At 68.3% G+C, this 23,575-nt stretch carries 16 protein-coding genes; 4 read left to right on the plus strand and 12 right to left on the minus strand.

Annotation, left to right across the window (positions count from 1 at the left end):
* Positions 1 to 592: 592 nt before the first annotated feature.
* Positions 593 to 2,338, plus strand: a complete 1,746-nt coding sequence (locus tag VH569_RS29295) for a monovalent cation:proton antiporter-2 (CPA2) family protein (protein ID WP_423320094.1) — start codon at positions 593 to 595, stop codon at positions 2,336 to 2,338.
* Between the two features lie 65 nt (positions 2,339 to 2,403).
* On the opposite strand, the gene VH569_RS29300 is transcribed toward VH569_RS29295, so the two are convergent.
* The 4 genes from VH569_RS29300 to VH569_RS29315 are packed head-to-tail and all read right to left on the minus strand — an operon-like array spanning position 2,404 to position 6,275.
* Positions 2,404 to 3,441 (minus strand): sulfate/molybdate ABC transporter ATP-binding protein, encoded by a 1,038-nt coding sequence (locus VH569_RS29300; RefSeq protein WP_377810718.1) that lies wholly within the window; start codon positions 3,439 to 3,441, stop codon positions 2,404 to 2,406.
* Positions 3,442 to 3,472: 31 nt separating this feature from the next.
* A complete protein-coding gene (cysW, locus tag VH569_RS29305) occupies positions 3,473 to 4,372 on the minus strand; it encodes a sulfate ABC transporter permease subunit CysW (protein WP_423320096.1) in 900 nt (299 codons plus the stop codon).
* Positions 4,362 to 5,264: a sulfate ABC transporter permease subunit CysT gene (gene cysT, locus VH569_RS29310; RefSeq protein WP_423320097.1), complete on the minus strand. Its 903-nt coding sequence runs from the start codon at positions 5,262 to 5,264 to the stop codon at positions 4,362 to 4,364. The genes cysW and cysT overlap by 11 nt, the downstream gene beginning before the upstream one ends.
* A 3-nt stretch (positions 5,265 to 5,267) precedes the next feature.
* Positions 5,268 to 6,275 carry a sulfate ABC transporter substrate-binding protein gene (locus tag VH569_RS29315; protein WP_098737752.1) on the minus strand — a complete coding sequence of 336 codons (1,008 nt, stop codon included), beginning with the start codon at positions 6,273 to 6,275 and terminating at the stop codon, positions 5,268 to 5,270.
* A gap of 249 nt (positions 6,276 to 6,524) precedes the next feature.
* On the opposite strand from VH569_RS29315, the gene VH569_RS29320 reads away from it, so the two are divergent.
* The 3 genes from VH569_RS29320 (at position 6,525) to VH569_RS29330 (ending at position 9,717) form a co-directional block, all read left to right on the plus strand.
* Positions 6,525 to 6,740: a hypothetical protein gene (locus VH569_RS29320; protein ID WP_423320098.1), complete on the plus strand. Its 216-nt coding sequence runs from the start codon at positions 6,525 to 6,527 to the stop codon at positions 6,738 to 6,740.
* A gap of 189 nt (positions 6,741 to 6,929) precedes the next feature.
* On the plus strand, positions 6,930 to 8,489 hold the full coding sequence (locus VH569_RS29325) for a glycosyltransferase (protein ID WP_423320100.1): 1,560 nt from the start codon (positions 6,930 to 6,932) through the stop codon (positions 8,487 to 8,489).
* A 4-nt stretch (positions 8,490 to 8,493) separates the two neighbouring features.
* Entirely contained in the window at positions 8,494 to 9,717 is a 1,224-nt protein-coding gene (locus VH569_RS29330; RefSeq protein ID WP_423320101.1) for a glycosyltransferase family protein, read from the plus strand.
* A gap of 6 nt (positions 9,718 to 9,723) precedes the next feature.
* On the opposite strand, the gene VH569_RS29335 is transcribed toward VH569_RS29330, so the two are convergent.
* The 8 genes from VH569_RS29335 to VH569_RS29370 form a co-directional block, all read right to left on the minus strand.
* Positions 9,724 to 13,137: a DEAD/DEAH box helicase gene (locus VH569_RS29335; protein ID WP_423320102.1), complete on the minus strand. Its 3,414-nt coding sequence runs from the start codon at positions 13,135 to 13,137 to the stop codon at positions 9,724 to 9,726.
* 124 nt (positions 13,138 to 13,261) lie between these two features.
* A complete protein-coding gene (locus VH569_RS29340) occupies positions 13,262 to 14,056 on the minus strand; it encodes a hypothetical protein (protein ID WP_423320104.1) in 795 nt (264 codons plus the stop codon).
* Positions 14,057 to 14,114: 58 nt separating this feature from the next.
* The gene (locus VH569_RS29345) at positions 14,115 to 15,302 is read right to left on the minus strand and encodes a polysaccharide pyruvyl transferase family protein (protein ID WP_423320106.1); all 1,188 of its coding nucleotides are present in this window, start codon (positions 15,300 to 15,302) and stop codon (positions 14,115 to 14,117) included.
* Between the two features lie 195 nt (positions 15,303 to 15,497).
* A complete protein-coding gene (locus tag VH569_RS29350) occupies positions 15,498 to 16,811 on the minus strand; it encodes a glycosyltransferase family 4 protein (protein WP_423320107.1) in 1,314 nt (437 codons plus the stop codon).
* 55 nt (positions 16,812 to 16,866) lie between these two features.
* Positions 16,867 to 19,074 carry a hypothetical protein gene (locus tag VH569_RS29355; protein ID WP_423320109.1) on the minus strand — a complete coding sequence of 736 codons (2,208 nt, stop codon included), beginning with the start codon at positions 19,072 to 19,074 and terminating at the stop codon, positions 16,867 to 16,869.
* Positions 19,071 to 20,459, minus strand: coding sequence for a glycosyltransferase family 4 protein (locus VH569_RS29360; protein ID WP_423320111.1), 1,389 nt, complete (start codon positions 20,457 to 20,459; stop codon positions 19,071 to 19,073). Before VH569_RS29360 ends, VH569_RS29355 begins: the two co-directional genes overlap by 4 nt.
* Positions 20,456 to 21,283, minus strand: a complete 828-nt coding sequence (locus VH569_RS29365) for a class I SAM-dependent methyltransferase (protein WP_423320113.1) — start codon at positions 21,281 to 21,283, stop codon at positions 20,456 to 20,458. Before VH569_RS29365 ends, VH569_RS29360 begins: the two co-directional genes overlap by 4 nt.
* A complete protein-coding gene (locus tag VH569_RS29370) occupies positions 21,280 to 23,571 on the minus strand; it encodes a glycosyltransferase (protein ID WP_423320115.1) in 2,292 nt (763 codons plus the stop codon). The genes VH569_RS29365 and VH569_RS29370 overlap by 4 nt, the downstream gene beginning before the upstream one ends.
* Positions 23,572 to 23,575: the final 4 nt, after the last annotated feature.

The following is a 23,575-nucleotide window of genomic DNA, read 5'->3' on the forward strand; positions in this document are numbered from 1 at the left end:
CAGGACCGCCTAGGCGATCTCCTGAAACGTCGATACTGATACAGTTTCTCTGCTCAAAAGATGCACAGACGATCCTCGATTGTGCCGATCCCCAACTGAGAACCAACACCCCAAGGCCGCAACGGCTACCAACTGCCGCCGCCTGCGCATCCCTTCTCGACTTCACGATCTACAATGTCCAAGATCCATTCCGATCACGACAGATCATCGTCCGGTGAACCGGCTTGATGCATCGTCATTTTAAGATCGGAAGAGCGCAAACCGGTCGGTTCGCGCTGGCAGGCAACTTTTCTATCTCTTTCAGCCGAACGGGTCAAGCCCTTTTTTCGGCATCTCCACCGAAGCGTCGGCGAAGCAATGAGAAGAAACGCAGCTGCCCCAATCCATCGGGGCCTCGGCCCTTGGCGTCTTCGCTTTCGTGAAGGGCACCGTCGGTCGAGGGCCGGGTATATACGCAGCCCTTTGCGGCTCGTCCAGGATAAAATGCACCGTCATAGCGATTTTGCCTTACCCCGCCTGTCGCAACGTAACGCTTTGCGTTCGGCGGGGAAATGGCGGCCTTACGGTGCCATCGCGCTTGCGGAAGGGGCAAGTGGGGGACGATACAGGGGCGCCCCTGCTCCAATCTTCCTATCCGGCCATGCACGACCCTGCCCTTCTGTTCGACGTCCTGTTCCTGCTGCTGGCCGCGATTCTGGTGGTGCCGCTGTTCCAGGTTCTGCGCATTCCCGCGGTTCTCGGATATCTGGTGGCGGGCGCGATGCTCGGCCCGCACACGCCGGGTCCAGTGGTCGATCTGGCGGTGCCGCAGGTGCTGTCGGAATTCGGTGTCGTCTTCCTGCTGTTCGCCATCGGGCTGGAACTGCCGGTCTCGCGCCTGCGCGCCATGAGGCATTACATCTTCGGCCTGGGGCTGATGCAGGTCGGGCTGACCAGCGCCGCCATCGGCGGTGCCGCCTGGTGGCTCGGCCTGGCGCCCGAGGCGGCACTGATCGTCGGCGGCATGCTGGCCTTCTCCTCGACCGCAACGGTGTTGAAGCTGCTGGTGGAGCGTGGCGAGACGGTCGCCCGCTTCGGCCGTATTTCCGTCGCCGTGCTGATCTTCCAGGATTTGGCGGTGGTGCCGCTGCTGACCCTGCTGCCGCTGCTGGCCGATCCCGATGCCAGCATTCCGCTGGCCCTGGCGCTCGCCGCGGCGAAGGCGGTTGCCGCGATCCTCGGCATCATGCTGCTGGGCCGCTTCGTGGTGCGCCCGGCCTATCGCTTCATCGCCTCGGCCGGCAATCCGGAGCTGTTCACCGCCACCAACCTGTTTGTGGTGCTGGCGGTCGGCTGGCTGACGGCGGAAGCCGGCATGTCGATGGCGCTGGGCGCCTTCCTGGCCGGGATGCTGCTGGCCGATACCGCCTATCGCCATCAGGTCGAGGCGGACATCGAGCCGTTCCGCGGCCTGCTGCTCGGCCTGTTCTTCATGACGGTCGGCATGTCGCTCGACCTGCCGGCGATGGCGGTGGAGGCGCAGACCATCGCGGCGCTGACCGTCGCCCTGCTGGTCGGCAAGAGCCTGCTGCTGTTCCTCCTCTGCCGGCTGTCGGGGCTGGGACTGGCGACCTCGCTCCGGATCGGGCTGCTGCTGTCGCAGGGTGGCGAGTTCGCCTTTGTCCTGATCGGCAAGGCAGTCGGCCTGTCTGTGCTGGACGGCCACACCGGACTGTTGCTGTCGTCTTCGGTGGCGCTCAGCATGGCGGTGACTCCGGCGATCGGGGCGGTCGCCCAGCGCATTGCCCAGTTGATCGAGGCCAGGCTGGGCGCCGAGGCATTCGGCATCGAAACCAGCGATCTGAAAAGCCATGTGCTGATCTGCGGCTATGGCCGTGTCGGCAAGGCGGTCGCCAAGCTGCTGACCGAGCACAACATCGCCTATGTCGCGTTGGATCTGGAGCCGCAGCGCATCGCCGCCGCACGGCATGACGGGCTGCCGGTCTATTACGGCGACGCCAGCCAAGGCACTGTGCTGCGCGCCGCCGGGATCGAACGGGCGCGGGCCGCCGTCATCACGCTGAACCGGCCGGACGCCGCCCACCGCGCCGTGGAGGCGATCCATGCCACGGCCCCCAATCTGCCGATCATCGCCCGCGCCCACGATCTGGGCCAGAGTGCTGCACTGGCGAGTGCGGGCGCCAGCGCCATCGTACCGGAAACCATGGAGGCCAGCCTGCAGTTGGCCGGCCTAGTCCTGCGCAGCGCCGGGGTCGAGGCCGCGGCGGTGGACCTCAGCCTGAAAGCCCACCGCGACGGCAATTACCGGACTTTCGCCGATCAGCAGTCGGCGGGCTGACAGACTCCAACCTTTTGGTTTTCCGTGTGATCGTTTCAAGCGTTTCCGCTTGAAACGATCACACTCTAGCGAGCGAACACCCGCGCCCGGTCGATGTGGATCGCGCAGCGGTCGCCGGCGGCGATGCCGAGCGTGGCGAGGCGTTCGCGGTCCATCTCCGCCTCCAGCGACAGGCCGGCGAGGTCGATGTCGATCCGGGCATCCGGCCCGACGACATGGATGCCGGAAATGCGTGCCGGACCGGCCGAGGCCGGGGTGACCCCAAGGTCGTGCGGGCGGACATAGGCGACCGCCGGCCCCTGCACGCCGCCCTGGGTCGGGATGGCCAGGGCGCCGCCGCCGACGTGGGCGATGCCGCCCTCCACCGTGCAGTCGAAACGGTTCACCTGGCCGAGGAACTCGTAGACGAAGGCGGAGGCCGGGTGATCGTAGACCTCCGCCGGCGTGCCGATCTGCTCGATCCGGCCCTGGTTCATCACGACGACCCGGTCGGCCAGTTCCAGCGCCTCCTCCTGGTCGTGGGTGACGAAGACGGAGGTGATGTGGATGTCGTCATGCAGCTTGCGCAGCCAGCGCCGCAGCTCCTTGCGGACCTTGGCGTCGAGGGCGCCGAAGGGTTCGTCGAGCAGCAGCACCTTCGGCTCGATGGCCAGAGCGCGAGCCAGCGCCACGCGCTGGCGCTGGCCGCCCGACAGCTGCGCCGGATAACGCCCGGCGAAGGGCGACAGCTGCACCAGTTCCAGCAGCTCGGTCACCCGCCGCTTGATTTCGGCCGAGCCGGGGCGCTCGCCGCGCGGCCGCACCTTGAGGCCGAAGGCGACGTTGTCGAACACCGTCATGTGGCGGAACAGGGCATAATGCTGGAAGACGAAGCCGACCTGCCGGTCGCGCGGCTTCAGCCCCAGCGCTTCCTCGCCATTCAGCAGCAGACCGCCACCATCGGGGCTTTCCAGCCCGGCCATGATGCGCAGCAGCGTGGTCTTGCCCGAGCCGGAGGGGCCGAGCAGGGCCAGAAGCTCCCCCGACTTCACCTCCAGATCGACGGAATCGAGGGCGGTGAAATCGTTGAAGCGCTTGGTGATGCCTGAAACCTGGATCGCCATTGGTCCCGTTTTCCTCTCCAGAGCCCGGCGATCAGTGCCGGGACGCCGCCAGCTCGTCCCCGAAGCGCCACTCCAGCGCGGTCTTCACGACCAGCGTGACCAGGGCCAGCATGGCCAGGAGCGAGGCGACCGCGAAGGCGGCGACGAAATTGTATTCGTTGTAGAGAATCTCGACATGCAGCGGCATCGTGTTGGTCTCGCCGCGGATATGGCCGGAGACGACCGACACGGCGCCGAACTCGCCCATCGCGCGGGCATTGCACAGCAGCACGCCGTAGAGCAGGCCCCATTTGATGTTGGGGATCGTCACCCGCCAGAAGGTCTGCCAGCCGGACGCGCCCAACACCAGTGCAGCTTCCTCCTCGTCGGAGCCCTGTTCCTGCATCAGCGGGATCAGTTCGCGCGCCACGAAGGGGAAGGTGACGAAGATGGTGGCGAGCACCAGTCCGGGCACGGCGAAGATGATCTGAACGCCCATGTCACGCAGGTAGGAGCCGAACAGCCCGTTCATGCCGAACAGCAGGACGTAGATCAGGCCGGAGATCACCGGCGACACCGAGAAAGGCAGGTCGATCAGCGTGATCAGCAGATTCTTGCCGCGGAAGTCGAACTTGGCGACGCACCAGGAGGCGGCGACGCCGAACAGCAGGTTGGCCGGCACCGAAATGGCGGCGACGATCAGCGTCAGCTCGATCGCGGCGACCGCGTCCGGTTCGGTCAGCGCCAGCCAATAGGCACCGAAGCCGCGGCGCAGCGCCTCGGCGAACACCGCCACCAGGGGAAGCAGCAGGAACAGCGCCAGGAACAGCAGGGCTCCGCCGATCAGGAGCGCCCGGACCCAGCCGGGTTCGGTCAGCGCGGATCGCCCCTGCGGCACCTGGATGGAGACCGGGGCGGTTATGCTGGTGCTTGCAGACGTCTCAGCGGGCATGGCGCGACCTCATCCACTGCTGAAGGAGGTTGAGGATCAGGAGCATGACGAAGGACACCCCCAGCATCGCCGTACCGACCGCGGCAGCGCCGGCATAGTCGTACTGCTCCAGCTTGATGACGATCAGCAGCGGCAGGATCTCCGTCAGGCCCGGCATGTTGCCGGCGATGAAGATGACCGAGCCGTATTCGCCGACCCCGCGGGCGAAAGACAGGGCGAAACCGGTGACCAGCGCCGGCAGGATGGCCGGCAGGATGACACTGCGGAAGGTCTGGAAACGCGAGGCGCCCAGCGAGGCCGCTGCCTCCTCCTCCTCCGCCGGCAGGTCCTGCAGGATTGGCTGCACCGTGCGGACGACGAACGGAAGGCCGATGAAGGTCAGCGCGATGGCGATGCCGAGTGGCGTGAAGGCGACCTTCATGCCGAACAGCTCGTTCAGCGGCTTGCCCAGCCAGCCGTTAGGGGCATAGAGCGCACTCAGCGCGATGCCGGCCACCGCCGTCGGCAGGGCGAAGGGCAGATCGACCAGCGCATCCACCAGCCGCTTGCCGGGGAAGTCGTAGCGGACCAGCACCCACGCAACGAGGAAACCGAAGATCGCGTTGGTCAGCGCCGCGGCGAAGGACAGCCCGAAGCTGACCTCGAAGGCGGCGAGAACGCGGGGTGTCGTCACCGCCGACCAGAACCCGCTCCAGCCAAGCCCGCTGGACCTGACGATCAGGGCGGCCAGCGGGACCAGCACGATGATGCCGAGATAGCTGAGCGTGAAGCCCAGCGTCAGCCCGAATCCGGGGAGAACGCTGGGCTTCCGGAAGAGAGGAACGGGGGCGCGGACCGTCACCGCACCCCCCTTTCCTGCCAGAGCGCCGTCGCTGTCGGCAGCGGCGACCATAGGTCAACGCCCCTTCTGGAAGATCTGGTCGAAGACACCACCGTCCGAGAAATGCTTCTCCTGTGCGGCACGCCAGCCCCCGAATTGGTCGATGGTGACCAGCTTAACATCGGCGAAGCGTCCCGCATACTGGCTCGCCAGTTCCGGGAGACGCGGACGGTAGAAGTTCTTGGCGGCGATCTCCTGTCCTTCGCGGGTATAGAGGAACTGGAGATAAGCCTCGGCCACCTTGCGGGTTCCCTTGCGGTCGACGACCTTGTCGACGACGGCAACCGGCGGCTCGGCCAGGATCGACAGGCTGGGGACAACGATTTCAAACTTGTCGGCGCCGAATTCCTGCAGAGACAGGTAGGCCTCGTTCTCCCAGGCCAGCAGCACGTCGCCGATCTCGCGCTGGGTGAAGGTCACGGTGGCGCCGCGGGCGCCGCTGTCGAGAACCGGGACGTTCTTCAGCAGCTGCGCCACGAATTCCTTGGCCTTGCCCTCGTCACCGCCGTTGGCCTGGAGGGCATAGGCCCAGGCGGCCAGATAGTTCCAGCGCGCGCCGCCCGACGTCTTCGGGTTCGGGGTGATGACCTGGACGCCCGGCTTCACCAGATCGTTCCAGTCCTTGATCCCCTTCGGATTGCCCTTCTTCACCAGGAACACGATGGTCGAGGTGTAGGGGGAGCTGTTGTTCGGCAGGCGGCTCTGCCAGTCCTTCGGCAGCAGCCCGGTATCGGCGATGGCGTCGATGTCGTAGCCCAGCGCCAGGGTCACGATGTCGGCATCCAGCCCGTCGATCACAGAACGCGCCTGCTTGCCGGAGCCGCCGTGCGACTGGCGCACGGTCAGGGCGCGGCCGGTTTCGGCTTCCCACTTCTTGGCAAACGCCTTGTTGAACTCAACATAGAATTCCCGGGTGGGATCGTAGGACACGTTCAGCAGCGAGTCCTTGGAATCGGCGGCGGCCACACCCAGCCAGGCCATGGTCAGACCGGCGGCGAGAAGAGTCAGGCGGCGAAGCGACATGACAGAAGGTCTCCTTCGGTGGCTCCTGAATTGCACGGGAATTTTTCGTGATACCCGCGGCAACTTTTCTATTTCTTGTGTAGAGTTTGCCGATGGCTGGTGCGCTTGGGAAGTGGTTTTTTCGCCGATTTCCGCGGGAAATCCGCAAGACGCAATCAACCCATTGGCGGTAAAGCAAAAAGCGCTTCCAGAAAATCCGTGCCGCCTCTTGTCGCCAAGCCCGCGCCGTCTGGGGGCAGATGGGGAAGGATGGCCGGAAGCGGCAACTTTACCGGCCTTGCCTTGTTGATTACCGACAGATCGACACTGTCAGGAGCAAACGCAATGGCTGGCCCTTCCCGGAATGTGGGCACCGAACTCCCCAAGGCCGGCACCTCGCGGGGCCTGGGGCGCCCCGCCATGTGGACCATTCTTGGCATCCTCGCGGCGCTCTCCCTGCTGCTGCTGTTCTTCCCGACGTGGTAATGGCAGCCGGCGGCCACGTGCCTTCCCGATCCGGGGCGGCATGTGGCGACCGACATGGCGACCGTGTCGCGGAGCGAGTGCATTGACAGCTGCCGGCATCGCACCTATCGGTGGAAACGGATGCCGGCACAATCCCGCCCCGTCGAGGCGCCGCCGGTGGCCGCTGCGCCAGCCGGGATTTTTCCAACGATGCAAGCCTCCGATTCACATGCCACGGAACTGATCGACCTGATTGCCCGTCTTTGCGGTCCGGCCGGAACCGGCGAGGCGCTGAAGGCAATCTCCGACAGCTGCGAGTCCGCCAGGGCCGCGGGGCTGGGGCGGGATGCGGTGGCGATGGAAAGGCTGGACGGCGTGACCGCCGGCCTGGACCCTATCCTGCGCGAATCGGCGCTGGCCTATGTCTCCGGCGATCTGCACCGTTACCTGCATATCCTGGAGATGCTGGACACCGTGCTGGATCTGGCATCGCTGGACGGCATCAACCAGATCTACTGGTCGATGCAGCGCCAGCTGTTCCTGATGCGGATGGACTTGGGCGCGGTGCCCGATTTCGTCGTCGGACACCTCTTTCCCTTCTACGAACGGTTCCTGCGGCAGGTTGCGGTGCGGCTGGAGCTGGTTCCGGCCGGACGGCAGGCAGGCATGCCCGATGCGGGACGGGTGGTCATCGTGACCAACCAGTTCCTGTCCGCCGAACACCAGCCGTCGCGCGACCTGCTGCTGCTGGCGGTGCGGTTGCAGCGCTACCTGGGCCGGACGGTGCTGGTGCTGAACACCAACATGATGCCGGACCGCTATTACAGTGCCTTCGTCCCGCCCTTCGCCGCCGCGGTCGAAGACCGGCTGTCGGGAGAGCAGACGATCCGCTGCGGCGGCGAGCGGATCCGCATGCTGTCCTCCACCGTTCCCGGCCTCACCGCCGACAAGCTGTCCGGCTTCCTGTCGGCGGTGGAGGTGTTCGACCCCGATCTGGTGATCGGCTTCGGCGGTTCGGTGATCGTCGCCGACCTGTTGGGAAACGCGTATCCGGTCATGTGCGTCCCCACCACCAGCGGGCAGACCGTGTCGCTCGCCGACATCGTGCTGGATTTCGGCGGCCATGTGCGACCGCCGGGAAGCGGACGGCTGGCACAATCCTGGCGTCCGGCACGCTTCGGCCTGTCGCTGCGCCACACCGGGGAGACGGCGGCACGGGCGGAGTTCGCCTTGCAGGAGGGCGATTTCGTCTGCGTCATCGTCGGAAACCGCCTTGATGCGGAGACCGGCGGCGGGTTCCTCGATCTGCTGGGCCGGATCCTGGATGCAATCCCGCGGGCGCTGGTGCTGTTCGCCGGCGGGGTGGAAAGCCTGCCCGGACGGCTTGCCGCCGACCGCCACGCCGGACGTCTGCGCAGCCTGGGCCATGTCGACCGCGTGGAAGCGCTGATGTCGGTCTGCGACCTGTTCGTGAACCCGCGCCGTGCCGGTGGAGGGGCGGGAGCGGCCCAGGCGATGGCCGGCGGCGTGCCGGTGCTGTCCTTCGACGGCGGCGATGTCGCCAGCGTGGCCGGACCTTCCTTTCTGGTCGACGACAACGACGCCTTCGTCGCCCGTGCCGTCGCCCTGGCGGGCGATCCGGCGCTGCTGGCCGGGGCTCGGCAGGAAGCCCGTAGCCGCATCGAGGCAGTCGAGCGGGAGGGCGCCGACAACGGCCAGCTTTCCGCCTACATGGCCGAGGCGGTCAGCCTGTTCGACAAGCGGAGATAGCGGCATGCGCTTCCTGCTGTGCGGACAGGGCACGTCGGAAATCCTGTGGTCGATCCAGGCGGCTCTGGTCGATCTGGGGCATGAGTCGGTGCTGGCGCTGCCCGACATCTCACAGGATGTGATCGACCGCCGCATTGACGCCCTGTTCGTGCTGAATTTGTTCGAGATCCCCAGGCCGACCGTGGAGATGCTGCGCGACTACATCGCGCAGTTCGGCACTCCGCCGGCCATCGTGCATGTGTGCCTGAAGCACCCGCTGGAGGAGATCGGCGCCGCCAATGCCGAACAGATCCGCGATGCCGACCGCTGGATGGCCGAGAACGACGTTTCCATGTGGTGCATGTGCCAGGGATCGGCGGAGCAGGCCGTCCGACTGGGGCTGAGCCGGGTCTTCCACGAGCCGCTGGGCGTCCATCGCTGGATCTGCACCGCCCCCGCGGCGGACGGATCGGTCGATCTCTACAAGCGCTGGATGGCACCGGACACGCCCGGACTGCAACGTCACCCCTATGCCGCGATGAAGGGACAGTTCGATGCCGATGCGGAATCGTCGGTGCGGGACCGTGTCCTCTATCTGGGACAGGGCTGGCCCGAGCATCTGGAAGCCGGGCGTGAGCCGGTGGCTCCCTCGATCCAACGCGATGCGCAAGCAGTGGCGGCGGCGATGACGGAGCGGCCGGCACTGCACAGGGTGCAGGCCATGGACCGTTGCGGGCTGGCCGACCGCTCGGCTGAGCCGGCCTGGACGCTGGACTTCAACCGCGCCTTCACCATCGCCTTCGCGGTGGAAAACCGCCGCCGCTTCGCCACCGCGCTGCGCCGCGGTCTGGGCGAAGGCTTCTCGCTGTGGGGCAATGGGTGGGAACGGTTCGGCCTCAAGGCCGGCCCGGTCTCGCCGGCACCGCGCAACGCCTACCCCGACGCGGCGGCCTGCCTGGATTTCGGCAGCCTCGCCTTCGACACGGCGATTTTTCCCAGAACGCTGGAAATCGTCAAACGCAACGGGCTGCTGGTCAGCTGGCGCCATGCCGACACCGACCGGCTGTTCGGACCGACTGAGGACCGGTTGACCTTCGCGGGAGAAGACGACGCCGTCAGCCGTCTCGCAGCTCTGTCCGTCGACGCCGACCGCCGCGCGAAGCTGCGGTCGGCGCATCTGGAGCATTGCTTCGACACCCTGGCGCTCACCGCCATCCTGCCGCGGGTCATCGGCCACGCCCGTCGCTGAAAGGGGCTATTCCCGCTTTCGCCGCTGTGCCTTGCGGACGATCGTCTCGATGCAGTCGAGCACGCGGGACGCATTCGCCAGCCGGCTTTCGGCATCCGGCGCCTCCAGCGCTGCCGACAGGCGGTCGTCCTGGGCTCGCAGGACGCCTTTCGAGCGCTTCGCCAGCGTCGCCGCCCTGGCCGAGGCGCGCTCGCCCCGCAGGGTGACCGCCACGCCCGCCGGGCCGCAGCCGAGCGAGGCGATGCCCAATGCCCGGCAGCGGCAGCGCAGCCCGGCGATGGCCAGCAACCGCTCCATCGGGACCGGCAGCGGGCCGAAGCGGTCCTCCATCTCCTCGCGCAGGGCGTCCAGCTCGCCCGCCTCGCGGGTGCGGGCGATGCGGCGGTGCAGGCCGATGCGCAGCTCCTCTTCCGGGATGTAGGCCGACGGGATGCCGTGCGGCACGGCGACCGTCACCTCCGGATCCCAGCGCGCATCGGGCTGGCGGCGGAGCGCCCGCAGGGCGTCGGCCAGGATGCGCTGGTAGAGTTCGGTCCCAACCGCACGCAGATGGCCGCTCTGGTCCTCGCCCAGCAGGTCGCCGGCCCCGCGCTGGTCGAGGTCGAGCATGCTCAGCACGAAGCCGCCACCCAGGCTTTCGATCACCTCCAGCGAGCCGAGCCGCCGCGCCGCCCGCTCCTCCAGCGGGTGGTCGGGGTCGGTCAGCAGGTAGGCGTAGCCCTGCACCGCACCGCGCCCGACCCGGCCACGCAGCTGGTGCAGCTGGCCCAGCCCGAACAGGTCGGGGCGGAACAGCAGCAGCGTGTTGGCCCGCGGAATGTCGATGCCGGATTCGATGATCGGCGTCGCCAGCAGGATATCGCTCTCGCCATCGACGAAACCCATCACCGCATCGTCCAGCGCCGCCGCTCCCAGCCGGCCATGCGCCACGGCGATGCAGGCCGACGGGACGAGCCCGCGGATCCACTCTTCCAGTTCGCCGAGGTCGGCGATGCGCGGGGTGACGCAGAAGACCTGTCCGCCGCGTCCCAGCTCACGCAACAGGGCGGCACGGGCCGTGGTCGGGTCGCGGGGCGTGACGGCGGTCCGTACCGGCCGGCGGCGGGCCGGCGGCGTATCGATAATGCTGAGGCCGCGCAGACCCGCCAGGGCGCCCTGCAAGGTGCGCGGAATCGGGGTGGCGCTGAGCGCAAGGCTGTGGACGCCCTTGATGCGCCGCTTCAACGCCTGCTTCTGCGTCGCGCCGAAGCGCTGTTCCTCATCGACCACCATCAGGCCGAGACGCTGGAAGCGGACATCCTTGGACAAGAGGGCATGGGTGCCGATGACGATGTCGACCGACCCGTCGGCCAGCCCGGCGCGCACGCGGTCGCTCTCGGTCTTGGTCATGGCGCCGGTCAGCGGCTCCAGCCTGATGCCGAAGCCGGCGAAGCGGCGACGGAACACCTCCAGATGCTGGCGGGCGAGGACGGAGGTCGGCGCCATCACCGCGACCTGATGGCCGGCGAAGGCGACCGCGGCGGCGGCGCGCAACGCCACTTCGGTCTTGCCATAGCCGACGTCGGCGCAGACCAGATGGTCCATCGGCTGGCCCTGGCGCATGGCATCGAGCACAGTCTGGATGGCGCGGCGCTGCCCCTCGGTCGGGTCGAAGCCGAACCGGGCGCCGAAGCGGCGCATACGGTCGACCGGCGGGTCAATGACCGGCGCCGACTCCCGCGCGCGGCGGCGGGCTTCGCGCAGGATGCCCTTGGCGGTCTCGCCGATCTCCGCCTCCAGCACGGCGCGGCGTTCCAGCCAATGAGCGTTCTTCAGGCTGTCGAGCTTCGCACCGGTGTCGGCCGAGCCGTGGCGCCACAGCCGGTCGAAATCGGCGGTCGGCACCAGCAACCGGTCGTCATGGGCATAGTCCAGCACCAGGAAATCGGCGGTGTCATCCTCGCCGTCGCCGGAGGCGATGGTCTCCAGACCGATCAGCCGGCCGATGCCGTAATCGAGGTGCACGACGAAATCGCCGGTCGACAATTCGGACGGGGCCAGCGGTGGCCGGACCTGCGCCTCCCCGCCGCGCTCCTCGGCATGGCGGGGAGCGACCAGCACGGTCATGCCGTCGCAGGTGAAGCCGCCGGCGCTCCGCAACGCCAGTACGGCGCAGTCTCCCGCCGCCAGCGGCGGCTCGGGCCAGCGGTCCAGCCTGGGCACCGGGCGCCCCAATGCCGAAGACATCCGCTCGGCCAGCCGGTCGGCCTCGCCCGCACCGGATCGGGCGGCGAGCAGCACGGCACGGCCCTCCCCGACCAGACCCACCGACCGGCGCAGCAGCGTGCGCTCGGTGCGTACCGCCTCCACGACAGGGCCGTTCGTCACCTCCACCGGCAGCAAGGTCCGGGCGGCCAGTTTTTCGTCCAGCGCGTCGGCATCGATCAGCCGGCGTTCCAGCGGCGGGACCGGCAGCAGACAGGGATCGTCGCGCCGGATGCGCCTGTCGATCCCTGCCTCGGCCAGATCGTCGGCCCGTGCCTCGATGCGGTCGCGCGCACCGGCGTCCAGCACGACCAGCGCCTCCGGCAGCAGGTCCAGCAGCAACGGGCAGTCATCGAAAACATTGGGAAGCTGGAGGTCGAAGGCATAGGGCCGGCGACCTTCCTCCAACTCCCGCCGCAGCCCCTCCGGCAGGGCGGATCCCAATCGGGCAAGGCTGGCAGCCAGCCGGTCGAGCATCTCCGGCCCGACGATCAGGTCGGTGACCGGCCCCAGCGCAAGCTCGTCGATCGACTCGACCGAGCGCTGGGACACCGGATCGTAGAGGCGCAGGTCACGCACCACCCCGTCGGCGATGTCGCAGCGGACCGGGCGGTCGCAGTGGCCGGGAAAGACCTCGACCACCGCTCCCCGGATCGCCACCTCGCCGGGCTCGTCGACCCGGTCGTCCATCACATAGCCGGTGCGGGCGAACCAGCCGCGCCAAGCGGCTTCGTCATAGGCCATGCCGCGGGTCAGGCGGAAATGCCCGCCCGCCCAGGCCTGCGGCGGCGGCACCCTCTGCAAGGCCAGATCGGCGGAGGCCACCACCAGCCGCCCAGAGGCCGGCTCTCCCCTTTCGGCAAGCCGCATCAACCCGGCGGCGCGGCGGCCCAGCACGGCCCGCGATGGGGCGGCACGGTCGCCGGCCGCCGTCTCGTCGATGGGCAGCAGAATGGTGTCGAGATCGGGAAAAAGGTCGCCCACCAGCCGCGCCAGCCGGGTGGCGCGCGCATCGCTGCGGGCAAGCAGCAGGGCACCGCCGGGCCGCCGGGCGAGCGCGGCGAGCCGGACGGCCAGTTCGCCCTCGCTGCCGACGGATAAGCTCGTGGGGGACGATGCCGGGACCGGAAACGGCGCATCGGGGGCGGGTTCGGCGACGGGAAATCCGTCAAGCATGTGGGCAGGCTCCGCTTTATCGCACCGCACGGCCCCCGATGGGAGGGACGCCGGGGCCGCGAAGGGTAAACACCGCCGGGTCCCCCGCGGTTGCCTACTCTTCAGTCTAGCGGAACCGTCCCGATCAGTGCAGCACCAGCCAGCCGACCAGAACCGCCAGGAAGGCGCCGGCCGTCGACCCCAGCACGGTCAGCAGCGGTGACCACCCTGCCCCGCCGGTCTTTTCCGCCGATGCGCTGTCCAGTCCGCGCAGGCTCTGGTCCATCCGCATCAGGAAAACCTCCAGGCCGCCGACACGCTCGGACAGTTCGCGCACGGACTCGGCCAGGGCTTCGGAACGCTCGCCATGAGCTGTTTCCAGGCGGGTGGTGTCGGCCCGCAGCGCCGTCACCCCCTCGCCCGCATCGCGCAGCAGCCGGCCGATGGTCTGCTGGGCGGCGGCAAGCTGGCGCTGGTCGCGGCGCAGAGCGTCGATCCGCTCGCCGATGCGGTGCAGATGCGGCCCCAGCAGCCGGTCGAGCCGCTGGTCCTCCGGATTCGGCTGGGCGAAGGTCGCCGTCTCGCCGGTGGAGGGCGACCTCACCACCGCCACCACCCGCGACGGGTCCGCCCCCTCCGGCAGGATCACCTCCGCTTCGAAGGCATGGGCGCCATCGCCGATGCCGCCGCCGGCCAGATCGGGCCGCGGACGGTCGGCCGCCACCCGTGCCAGCGTTTCCGGCGGACCGCCGTCCCACTCCAGCCGCAACTCGATCTCCAGCCGGTCGGCCGGATGGTTGCCGTCCCAGGCCCAACCGAAGACACGCCCCCCCTGCAAGGCGTCGATATGACCGACAATGGCCGCCGCTTGGCGCGCGTCGAGGGGATCGGCCACGGGGGTGGAGTCGCGAAGCTCGACGATCTTGGCAGTGGCGGACATGGGACCGGTTTCCGGTTGTTCTGGACGATTGTCGGGCTGGAAAAAGGCGCGTCTGCGCTTATGCCGCCTTGCGTTCCGTGGTGCGGCGCAGGGTGTGGCTGGGCATGCGGTGAGGAACGTAGTTCTCGTCCAGGAACTCCCGCATGTCGCGATAGCGCTGGTAGTAGGTGCGGTTGAACTTCTCGAACAGGCTCTGGTCCCAATATTCCTCAAGGACGAAGGGCTTGTCGGAATAGACGTTGTAGCAGGGGATCGCGAAGGTCTCCGCGAACTCCGCCGTGCGGCTGTCATAGCTGAAGTAAACCGACGGCGTGGCGTTCGACAGGGCCATCAGGTTGCCGTGCAGGCGATAGCCGAGCACGAGATCCTTCGACCGCACGAGGTTCTCATAATCGGCGACGACGTCCGAATACCACAGCCGCTCACGGTACAGCGCATCCATCTCGTCGTCGAAATACCACTGCTTCAGCCAGGCGCTGTCATGCAGGTGCGCCCAGGCTTCCGCCTTCTGCTCCTCGGTGCCCCAGAGCAGCTTCTTCTCCTCGACCTCGCCCTGCATCATCAGCACGGTGTCGAAGCGGCGGGAGATGTCCTTCACGAAGTCGCGGTGGCGCTCCAGATACTTGCGCACATCCGGAGAATAATGCTTGGAGACCTCGCGGCGCATGGTGATGCCGACCTTGCGCACGCTGTCGAGAGCCGGCAGGTCGATGCGCAGCTCCGGGTCGCGGTTGCGGAAGGCGGTCGGGCAACCGACGATCCGGGTGTTCTTGATGCCGAGATCCCACAGCACTTCTGCGGTGTAGGTGCCGCGCACGCCGAGCGTCGTCGATTTGTCGGCGATCATCCGCCAGATGCGCTTGCTTTCCTCGGTCAGCGTCAGCTTGCCGGTGGCCGGCGCCTGGGCCCCGACGCCGAAGCCGATGACGGGGATGCGCAGCTTGGCCAGCACCTGGATGGTCGCCGCCGGCCAGTCCATCGAATCGTGGATGTAGTTGCTGCCGCGCAGGAAAACATAGTCGTATTCGGCATTGATCCGGTCGACCACCTCCTGGCGGAACTCACGGATCTCCAGCACATCCAGCTTGTCGTAGGTCAGCAGCTTCAACGAGGAGTCGAAGACGAAGGCGTCGCCGATGTTGTGGTAGTGGTCGATGCTGCGCTGGATGTCCTGATAGCTGTACCAACGCACGCAGTCGTGATCATAGACTTCGCCCGACGGAATCATGACGAGAATGTTGGCCACAGCGGAGCTCCCTGGGTTTGGCGTCAATAGGGATGGATGATATCCGGACAATTGCCGGAACAATTCGAATTGGCGCACAGACCTTTTTTGGAAGGCCTCGTGACTTTCATTCCAATACTAGCAAGATATTCAGACGATGTCGGAGCATAATATTCCACACTTCCGAAAATATCACAGACCATCTTGTCTTTGTTTTTAAGACCGCTGAGCCACTGCCCGTTCCGGCATGGAGGGTGCAGCACCGCTGGCGGCGAGCAGGGCGTCGAACACCTCCGAATGCTGACGGGCGCACTCGGCGCGGTCGATCGGGCGGCGGATGCGGAGGCGCAGGCGGTCCCACAGGTCGGGCGTGGTCAGCGCCTCCGTCATGCGGTCCACCAGATCCTCGACACTGCCGTTGCGGAAATGCAGGCCGTCGACGCCGTGGGTCACTTTCTCCGCCATGCCGCCGATGTTGCTGGCGATGATCGGGCGACCGTGCAGGAAGGCCTCCTGAATGACGACGGGGGAATTCTCCCACCAGATCGACGGGATGATCATCCAGTCGACGTCCTTCATCAGGCCCGGCAGTTCGGCCGAGCGGTAGCTGCCGTAGAAGCGCACCCGGTCACCGGCCTTCTCCACCGCGTCGTTGAAGCGTTTCTGATAGGCCTCCGGCTGGCGTTCCAGATTGCCGCCGAAGATCATCAGCGCGCCATCCTCGCCCCAGACCTTGTCGGAGAGGCGCGACACCGCCTCCACCAGCAGGTGCGCGCCCTTGAACTCGGTCAGCTGGCCGAAGAAGGCGAAGCGGTTGCGCTTGCCGCCGCGGGTGACCGGGCGCGGCGGGGCGATGCCCTCGATGGTCAGGCCGTTCTCGATCATGCGGAACTTCTCGCGCGGCAGTCCCCAGTCGACATAGCGGTCGATCAGGAAGTTCGACGGGCTGATGTAGAAGTCGGCCTGCTCCAGGAAGGTCTTCAGGAACAGTTCGCGCTTGAAGAACTCCGCCTCGCCGATGTGCGGGAAGCAGCCGGCGCAGTCGGCCGGGCTGGAGCGGTAGCACAGCGTGTTGCGGCTGGTCTTCACCATCTGGCCGTGGTGATGACAGATCGACAGATATTCATGCAGCGTCACGACGATGGGAACGCGCGGCAGGGCTTGGCGCACCGCCTGGATCGTCTCGATCCCCAACCCCAGGAAATGGTGGAAGTTCACCACGTCCGGCTGCAGGTCGCGGACGTAACGGACGAAGTCCTTCTCCAGCCCCGGCAGGTTGCGGTTGGACAGGCGGAAATGGTCGTAGTCGTTGGCGTAGTACAGAACCTCCCGCTCCTTCTGGCGAAGCGCCATCAGGGCGGAGCCGCGGTGCTGGGCGATGGGCGGCGCCACGCGGGCCAGATAGTGGCTTTCCCAGCCCGGCAGGTCATGCAAGCCGTTGTGCAGGTTGTAGGAGGCGACCTCACCCCCGCCCAGCGAGAAGGAGGGGTGGCCATGGCTGATGATCAGCGCGCGCTTGGTCTTGCTCATCGGGTGACCGTCTGTCCAAATCGAAGGGGGTGTGAAACCGGGTGGAGGCAAGGCACTAGGCGGCAATCGACGCCTTCCAGCGCTCGGCGAAACTCCAGTCGTCGACCAGAGCGCTCATGCGCTCCAGCCTGGAGTCACGGGCATTGCGGGACTGTTCGTCGACTGCCACTAGCCGAACCTTCGGCAGCCACAGGCAGGTACCGCCTGCCGCCCGCACCCGCAGGCACAGGTCCAGCCCCTTCGGCTCCAGGCCGAGATAGCGGCCGCCATCGGCCATCGCACGCATCAGAAGCTCGCGCGGCAGCAGCGCGCAGTCGGCGGAGGCGGCATCGACCGCGGACGCCTCCTGATCCTTCAGCCAGTCGCGCGGGTAACCGGCGAAGCGGCGCTCGTAGGTGACGGCACCGCCCAAACCTTCCACAGCGACGATGCCGGCGAAGCGGACGGAGTGGTCCTCATACAGCAGGGTCGGGCTGACCATCACCGGGGCCAGTGCGGCGGACCCCACGGCGTTCGGCTTGCGGATCGCGCGTTCCAGTGCAGAGAGCCAGCCGCGTTCGGTCGGCAGCACCGATGGCGACAGCAGCAGGACACGGTCGGCTCGCACATGCGGCAGGGATGCCGCCATCGCCTCGAACGGGTCGGCGGCGGTGGGAGCGGCCACGAAGCCGACCGCCAGCCGGTAGAAGCCGGCGGCCTGCCGGACCATGCCGGCCAGCCGCTCATGGGTGCCGGCACCGGCGACAACCAGGATCTCCGCCTCGGCAAAGTCGGGGTCGTTCGCCATCCGGGCGATGTTCAGGTCGACATCCTCGCGCCCGTCGCAGACCGGCAGGATCACCGACACCCGCGGCGTCTTCAGCGCCCGGCCCATCGGATGCAGGAGGGAGGACGGGGCCGTCTTCGCGGAGGCCGCGGTGCGCAGCATCGGCCCGAGATGGGTGGAGACGACACGGTCGATGGAGGGGCTGTCAGGATTGACCGCACCCAGCATGCGGCGCAGCGAATTGCCGGTCGGCGGCTGGCAGGGCAGCGGCAGGAAGGCGATGCCATCGGCCAGCGTCAGTTCCAGATGGAATTCGGCATCGGCAGCGATGCCGGCGGGCTCGCGGGCAAAGGCGGTGAAGCCATGGCCGTCGTTGCCCGGCAGCAGCCGGCCGGCGAACAGCGGATCATGGGCGAAGGCATCGGACACGTCCTTGCGGGCCAGCCGCGACCAATCGGCGTCCAGCCGCGCGGTCATGCCGCCGCCCTTCACCGTCACCGCCCGGACCGCTTGCGTGGGGTCGAGCAGCCAGCCGCAGACGAACAGCCCGGCACCCGGCACGCGCACCGCCATGTCCAGCCCCATGCGCACGGGGGCCTGGATCTGCGACACCGTCTCCACACCGTTGTAGCGGGCGGCGATGGCGGCGGCGATGCCGCGGCGGGGGGCATCGCCCTGCAATTGGCCCAGCATGTCGCGGGCATGGGCGGAGGCGACGCCGTCGGCCAGAAGCTGCCGGTGTTCGAAGATGGCGAGATGGCGCCAGCCGTCGGCAGCGCGGAAATGGATGCGGCGGATGGTGTCGGGGGCGGCGACCGGGCCTTCCAGAACCGTCAGAAGACCGGCGGCATCGTCGGGCAGGTCCGGACGGTGGAAGGGGGCGGCGGCGATGACGTGGGGCCGCAGCTCCTCCGCCTCGACCAGCACAGGGGGCAGCACATGGGAGGCACCGGCCGGGAAGCCGTGCGACCAGCCCTGCACCATCAGCGCACCGTCGCGGAAACGGCCCAGCACCTCGGCGAAGCCGTCGGGGCGGGAGGCCTCCTGCGCCAGACCGGACAGCAGGCGGGTGCGGCGGTGTCCCTCCCCGGCTTCACCCTCGCCCATCGCCGGGCCGGAAAGCAGGGTCACGGCGACGTCCAATGCAGTGTCGAGCGACTGCGGCTGCACCTCGCGCAAGGCCGCGACCAGATGGGCGGGGTTGGTGCGGACATTCGACAAACGGGGCAGCAGCAGATGCTTGCCCTGGGCATCCTCGATCTCGATGCGGGACGGACGCATGTGGGCCAGCCCGGCAACGCGGATGGCGCCCAGGAACCAGCGCTCCCCTGCCCCGTCGGTCCAGCAGCCGCCACGGAAGCGCCCGTCGATCATGCCGTCCAGCATCACCACGCTGTCGGCCGGCAAGGGCTGGTCGATGGCGCCGAACAGCATCAGCGTGTCCTCGTCCAGCAGGACGGCGGCGGTGATGTCGGCCTTGGTGCTGCGGTCCTTCATCGGGTGCGATTCCCCTGGATAAGAGCGGCGGGAGCCGGCGAGAGAAGTTCGCCGTAAAGCGCGAGGTGGAGCGACGCGGCCTCCTCCGTCGGGCGGACGGCGGGGATGTTGGTCGACAGCCGCTCCCACAGACCGGCTTCGGTCATGGCGCGGGTCATGACGCGGGCGAGGTCGGCGGGGTCGTTGGGGCGGACATGCAGTCCGTCGACGCCGTCACGCACCGCTTCCGCCATGCCGCCGATGCCGCTGACGATGACCGGGCGGCGGTGCTGGAAGGCCTCCTGGATGACCAGGGGCGCGTTCTCCCACCAGATCGACGGCATCACCACCCAGTCGGCGGCGGCCATCAGCGCCGGCATCTCCTGCGGCCGGTAGGGACCATGGGCGGTGGCGAGACCGCGCGCAGCGTCGAAGCCGTCGGCCACCCGCTGGCGGAATTCCGGCGTCTGGTACAGGCTGCCGCCATGCACGGCCAGCGACGGGGAGAGCCCCTGGCGCGCCATGCGGGCGACGGCGTCGAGCGCCACGGTGACGCCCTTGAACGGGTTGAGGTTGCCGAAATAGGCGAAGGCGTCGCGCGCCGCACCAGGGGCAAGGTCGCGCGCCGGGGCCGGCTCGACGGATGGACGGCTGTTCGCCATCACCTCGATCCGCGCCGGGTCGAGCCCCCAGGCGACATAGCGGTCGCGCAGGAAGCGGCTGGGCGCCAGGAAGCGGTCGACCAGCCCGAACATCGCCTTGATGTGCTTCTCGCGCAGCAGGAACTGGTCGGCCGGACGGTCGGGGAAGCAGCGGTGGCAGGCGTCCGGCGATGCCTGGGTGCAGAGCGTGCGCGTCCCGCCTTCGCCGCGCGGCGGGGTCACCATCTGCCCGTCATTGGCGCAGATCGGGTAGTAGTCATGCAGCGTGTAGACGATCTTCGCATCCGGGCAGACGCGGCGGATCAGGAACAGCATCTCTACGCCCAGCAGCAGCGTGTGGTGCACATGCACGATGTCCGGCCGGAAGGCGCGCAGCAGGTTGGACAGGTCGGGAACCAGCCCGTGCAGGTCGATCTGGCTCTGATGGAAATGGTCGAAATGGCCGGCCCACAGCAGCACCTCGTCGGCACTGCGGCCCAGCGTCTGGAAACCGGTGCCGGGGCGCGGGGCGCGGTGGATGTCGTTGGTGCAGGCCAGGAACAGGCACTCGGCGCCGGCCGCCTTCAGGCCGCCGAACAGCTCATGCGCGAAGATCTCGGTGCCGCCGGGATGCAGGCTCGGGTGGTTGTGCGCGATCAGCAGCACCCGCGGCGGACGGGCGGCCACCAGCGGCCGCGCCGGCTGGCGCGGAGCCGGACGGGCGGCCTGATTGGCAGGGAGCAGCGGAAGGCGGCGCCGGCTCATGGCGCGGCCCCCCTCTCCAGAACCAGCAGGTCCTGGAAATTCTCGGCCTCGCGCTGGCCGCTCCAGTGACCGCGCATGACGACGCGGGCGGGACGCAGGCCATGGGCGGCGAAGCGGCCGAGCAGGAACTCCTCGTCATAGGCGACGGCGGCGTTGGGATGCTCTGGATCGGCCAGCAGTTCCACGCCGGGCGCATCGCGGAACGGCGGGCGGGCGGTGCCCTTGGCGATGCCCGTCCGTGCCGTGGCGTCGGCCAGGAACAGGCTGAGGAAGCAGCGCCCGCCCGGCTTCAGCACCCGCGCGATCTCCGCCGCATAGCGCTCGGTATCGGCGGTGCGCAGGTGGGTGATGACGGAGGTCAGGATGACGAAGTCGTAAGTGCCGGCCTTGAAGGGCAGCGTCGCCGTTTCCCCCTCGATCCGGCCATCGGGATTGTAGAGGCCGTTGGCGACGTCGAGATGGTGGAAGCGAAACTCCGGATAAGCCGGCGTGATGGTCGATGCGCACCAGCGGATGCCATCCAGCACGATGTCGATGCCATCGTAGGACGAGTCCAGATACTGGGTCAGCGGCAGCGCCATGCGGCCGACACCGCAGCCGATCTCCAGCACCTTGTGGTCGGGACGCAGGCCGCCGAGACGGACGAAATGGCGCAGGAATTCCGCCCCGATGGCGCGGAAGTCGCCGTCACCGATGAAATGCAGCTCCGGCGGCGGCACCGGCAGGAAGCGGTTGCGTGCGATCTGGGCGCAGAGCCACTCCAGCCGCGGATCGGTCTGGCGGCGCAGCACGGCAAGCTGCGGGGTCGGCACGATCGCATTCATCGGGTCACCTGTGCTGTCTTGCGGGTCCGGCTGCTCCGGGACGGCTGCGCCTCGTCGTCGGCACACCAGTCGCGCGCCATCAGTCCGGCCATGCGGTCGGCCCAGCGGCGGCCATGGAGCCAGCGGTTGTATTCGGAGGCGACTCCGCGGGTGTAGCCCTGATGCCGGCCGATGGAGCGGCGCTCCAGATGGTACAGCTCCACCGACGGGGCATAGCGGATGTCGAGCCCCTGGCCGCGGATGCGCAGGCAGAGGTCCGAATCCTCGAAATCGCCGATGATGTAGTCTTCGCAGAAGCCGCCGGCGGCGCTGTAGGCGGCCCGCGTGGTCAGCAGGCAGGCGCCGGTGACGCCGGGCACCGACCGCGGCCGGCAGGCGGCGGCGAAGTCGCGCGGCAGGCCCTTGAAGTAATGATGGTTGTACCAGGCGCCTTGCAGGTCGCGGTCGAAATAGAGCCCGGCATGCTGGAGGCTGTCGTCGTCGAACAGCAGCTTCGGCCCCACGGCGCCGATGCCGGGGCTCTCCTCCAGCGCCGCGACCAGCTGCGGCAGCCAGCCGGCGCGGTCGGGCACCACGTCGGAATTGAGGAGCAGCAGGCGGTTGGCTCGGGCAACGGCGACGCCGGCATTGTTGGCGGCGGAATAGCCGTAATTGGCGCTCTGCACCAGCAGCAGCATCGGCAGGCCGTAGAGCCCGTGGAAGCCGCGCAGCAGATGCACCACCTCGTCGCGCTGCTCCGGACTGTCGAGCACGAAGACCAGTTCGGCATCGGCCATCGTCGGGTCGGTGGCGAAGCAGGCGATCTGGAAGCGCAGGAACTCCAGCGTGCGGTACAGCGGGATGATGACCGACACCGCGGGCTTGGCCTTGCGCTCGCCATAGACGACCAGTTCCGGCTCGCCGCGGGTGGCGAGATGGGCGGCATGCAGCGGGGCGACGGCCGGGCCGATGACGGTCTCCAGCAGCTCGGGCGTGGCAAAGCGCGGCGGCAGGCTGCCCAGCACGGCGGCGCGGGCATCGGCATGGGCACGTGGACGCGGCGGCGGAACCAGACGCAGGGCCCCGCCCGAGGCCAGCCGAAGCTCGGCCGTCACCTGAAGCGCTTCCGCCGGTTCGGGATTGCCGGGAAGATGCAGGACGAAGCCGCTGCGGTCGATGCCGCCGGTGCCGTAGAGCTTCGCCACATCCTCGCGCGGGAAACGGTGGGCAAAGCGCTCGACCCGGCGTTCGCCGCCGAAGGGCGTGCGCACCACCAACTCCGCCGCCAGCCCATGCGGGTCGTGCAGCCAGCCGGCGAGGAACAGTCCGCCATCGGCCGTGGGAACCGCGAGGTCGAGCGAGGCGCCGATGGGCCGCTTGGCATCGGCGGCCTGCCGGCGCGGCAGTGGGGCCAGCGCCTGCAGCTCGCTGACCGCCGAGGCGGCGGACGCATCGCGGCGGCCGCGTTGAGCGAGGCAGGTCAGCAGATAGTGGCGCAGCGCGGCTGGCGTGTCGGGACGGGCGTTCAGCCGGTCGGTCAGGGTCGGCAGGCCGGTGGATTCCGCGGGAAAGCGGCGGCAGGCGACGCCGTTGGCGCCCAGCACCACCAGCAGATTGCCCGGCACGCACAGGCCGCGGTCGATCAGCAGGTCGAAGGCGATGCGTCCCTTGCCGGCCGGATCGGGTCCGATGCAGGCATCGAAGGGCGCCCGCGCCACCGCGTTCGGCGCCAGCACCACCAGACCGCTGATGGCGCCGAAGCGACCGGACAGCGCCCCGGCGCAGAGCAAAAGGTCGCCGCCCGCCGTGGCGCGGACCGCCAGCATCGCCGGCTCCGCCGCACGGTCCAGAACCAGCCGGCGGCACAGCCCGGCAAAGGCGGCATCGCGGCGAAGCGCCGGAGTTGAGCAGGCAAAGTCGAACAGGAAGCGCAGCACCCGCAGCCGGGCGGCACCGTCCAGACTGCCCAGCAAACCGGCGGGATCGAGATCGGCGGCACCGGACTCGGTGCGAAGCTCGGCGATCACGCGGTTTCTGGCGATGAAATGGATGGGCATCCGCGGATCGCGCGGTGCCGGCAGGATCGACAGGACGCGCCGTCCGCCCCAGCCGGTGTCGATGGTCAGCGTGGTGAAGGGCGGACGCACCGGCTGCCCGTCGACGCTCGGCGTGATCGGGCCGACGGCATTGGTCGCGCCATCCACCTTTCCATCCATCGTCCAGGAGACGAGGAGGAAGCGGGGACCCAGCGCCAGACATTGAGCGGGGGCGATCGACACCGAATTCGGCAGAACGGCGATGACGGTCATGGAT

Origin of the sequence: Azospirillum sp. 11R-A (assembly GCF_049472615.1) — a bacterium.
Lineage (GTDB): Bacteria > Pseudomonadota > Alphaproteobacteria > Azospirillales > Azospirillaceae > Azospirillum > Azospirillum palustre.

Coding starts and splice junctions, on each gene's coding strand:
- VH569_RS29300 (WP_377810718.1), bottom strand. CDS start 3,441: ATGGCGATCCAGGTTTCAGGCATCACCAAGCGCTTCAACGATTTCACC.
- cysW (WP_423320096.1), bottom strand. CDS start 4,372: ATGCCCGCTGAGACGTCTGCAAGCACCAGCATAACCGCCCCGGTCTCC.
- cysT (WP_423320097.1), bottom strand. CDS start 5,264: ATGGTCGCCGCTGCCGACAGCGACGGCGCTCTGGCAGGAAAGGGGGGT.
- VH569_RS29315 (WP_098737752.1), bottom strand. CDS start 6,275: ATGTCGCTTCGCCGCCTGACTCTTCTCGCCGCCGGTCTGACCATGGCC.
- VH569_RS29320 (WP_423320098.1), top strand. CDS start 6,525: ATGGCCGGAAGCGGCAACTTTACCGGCCTTGCCTTGTTGATTACCGAC.
- VH569_RS29325 (WP_423320100.1), top strand. CDS start 6,930: ATGCAAGCCTCCGATTCACATGCCACGGAACTGATCGACCTGATTGCC.
- VH569_RS29330 (WP_423320101.1), top strand. CDS start 8,494: ATGCGCTTCCTGCTGTGCGGACAGGGCACGTCGGAAATCCTGTGGTCG.
- VH569_RS29335 (WP_423320102.1), bottom strand. CDS start 13,137: ATGCTTGACGGATTTCCCGTCGCCGAACCCGCCCCCGATGCGCCGTTT.
- VH569_RS29340 (WP_423320104.1), bottom strand. CDS start 14,056: ATGTCCGCCACTGCCAAGATCGTCGAGCTTCGCGACTCCACCCCCGTG.
- VH569_RS29350 (WP_423320107.1), bottom strand. CDS start 16,811: ATGAGCAAGACCAAGCGCGCGCTGATCATCAGCCATGGCCACCCCTCC.
- VH569_RS29355 (WP_423320109.1), bottom strand. CDS start 19,074: ATGAAGGACCGCAGCACCAAGGCCGACATCACCGCCGCCGTCCTGCTG.
- VH569_RS29360 (WP_423320111.1), bottom strand. CDS start 20,459: ATGAGCCGGCGCCGCCTTCCGCTGCTCCCTGCCAATCAGGCCGCCCGT.
- VH569_RS29365 (WP_423320113.1), bottom strand. CDS start 21,283: ATGAATGCGATCGTGCCGACCCCGCAGCTTGCCGTGCTGCGCCGCCAG.
- VH569_RS29370 (WP_423320115.1), bottom strand. CDS start 23,571: ATGACCGTCATCGCCGTTCTGCCGAATTCGGTGTCGATCGCCCCCGCT.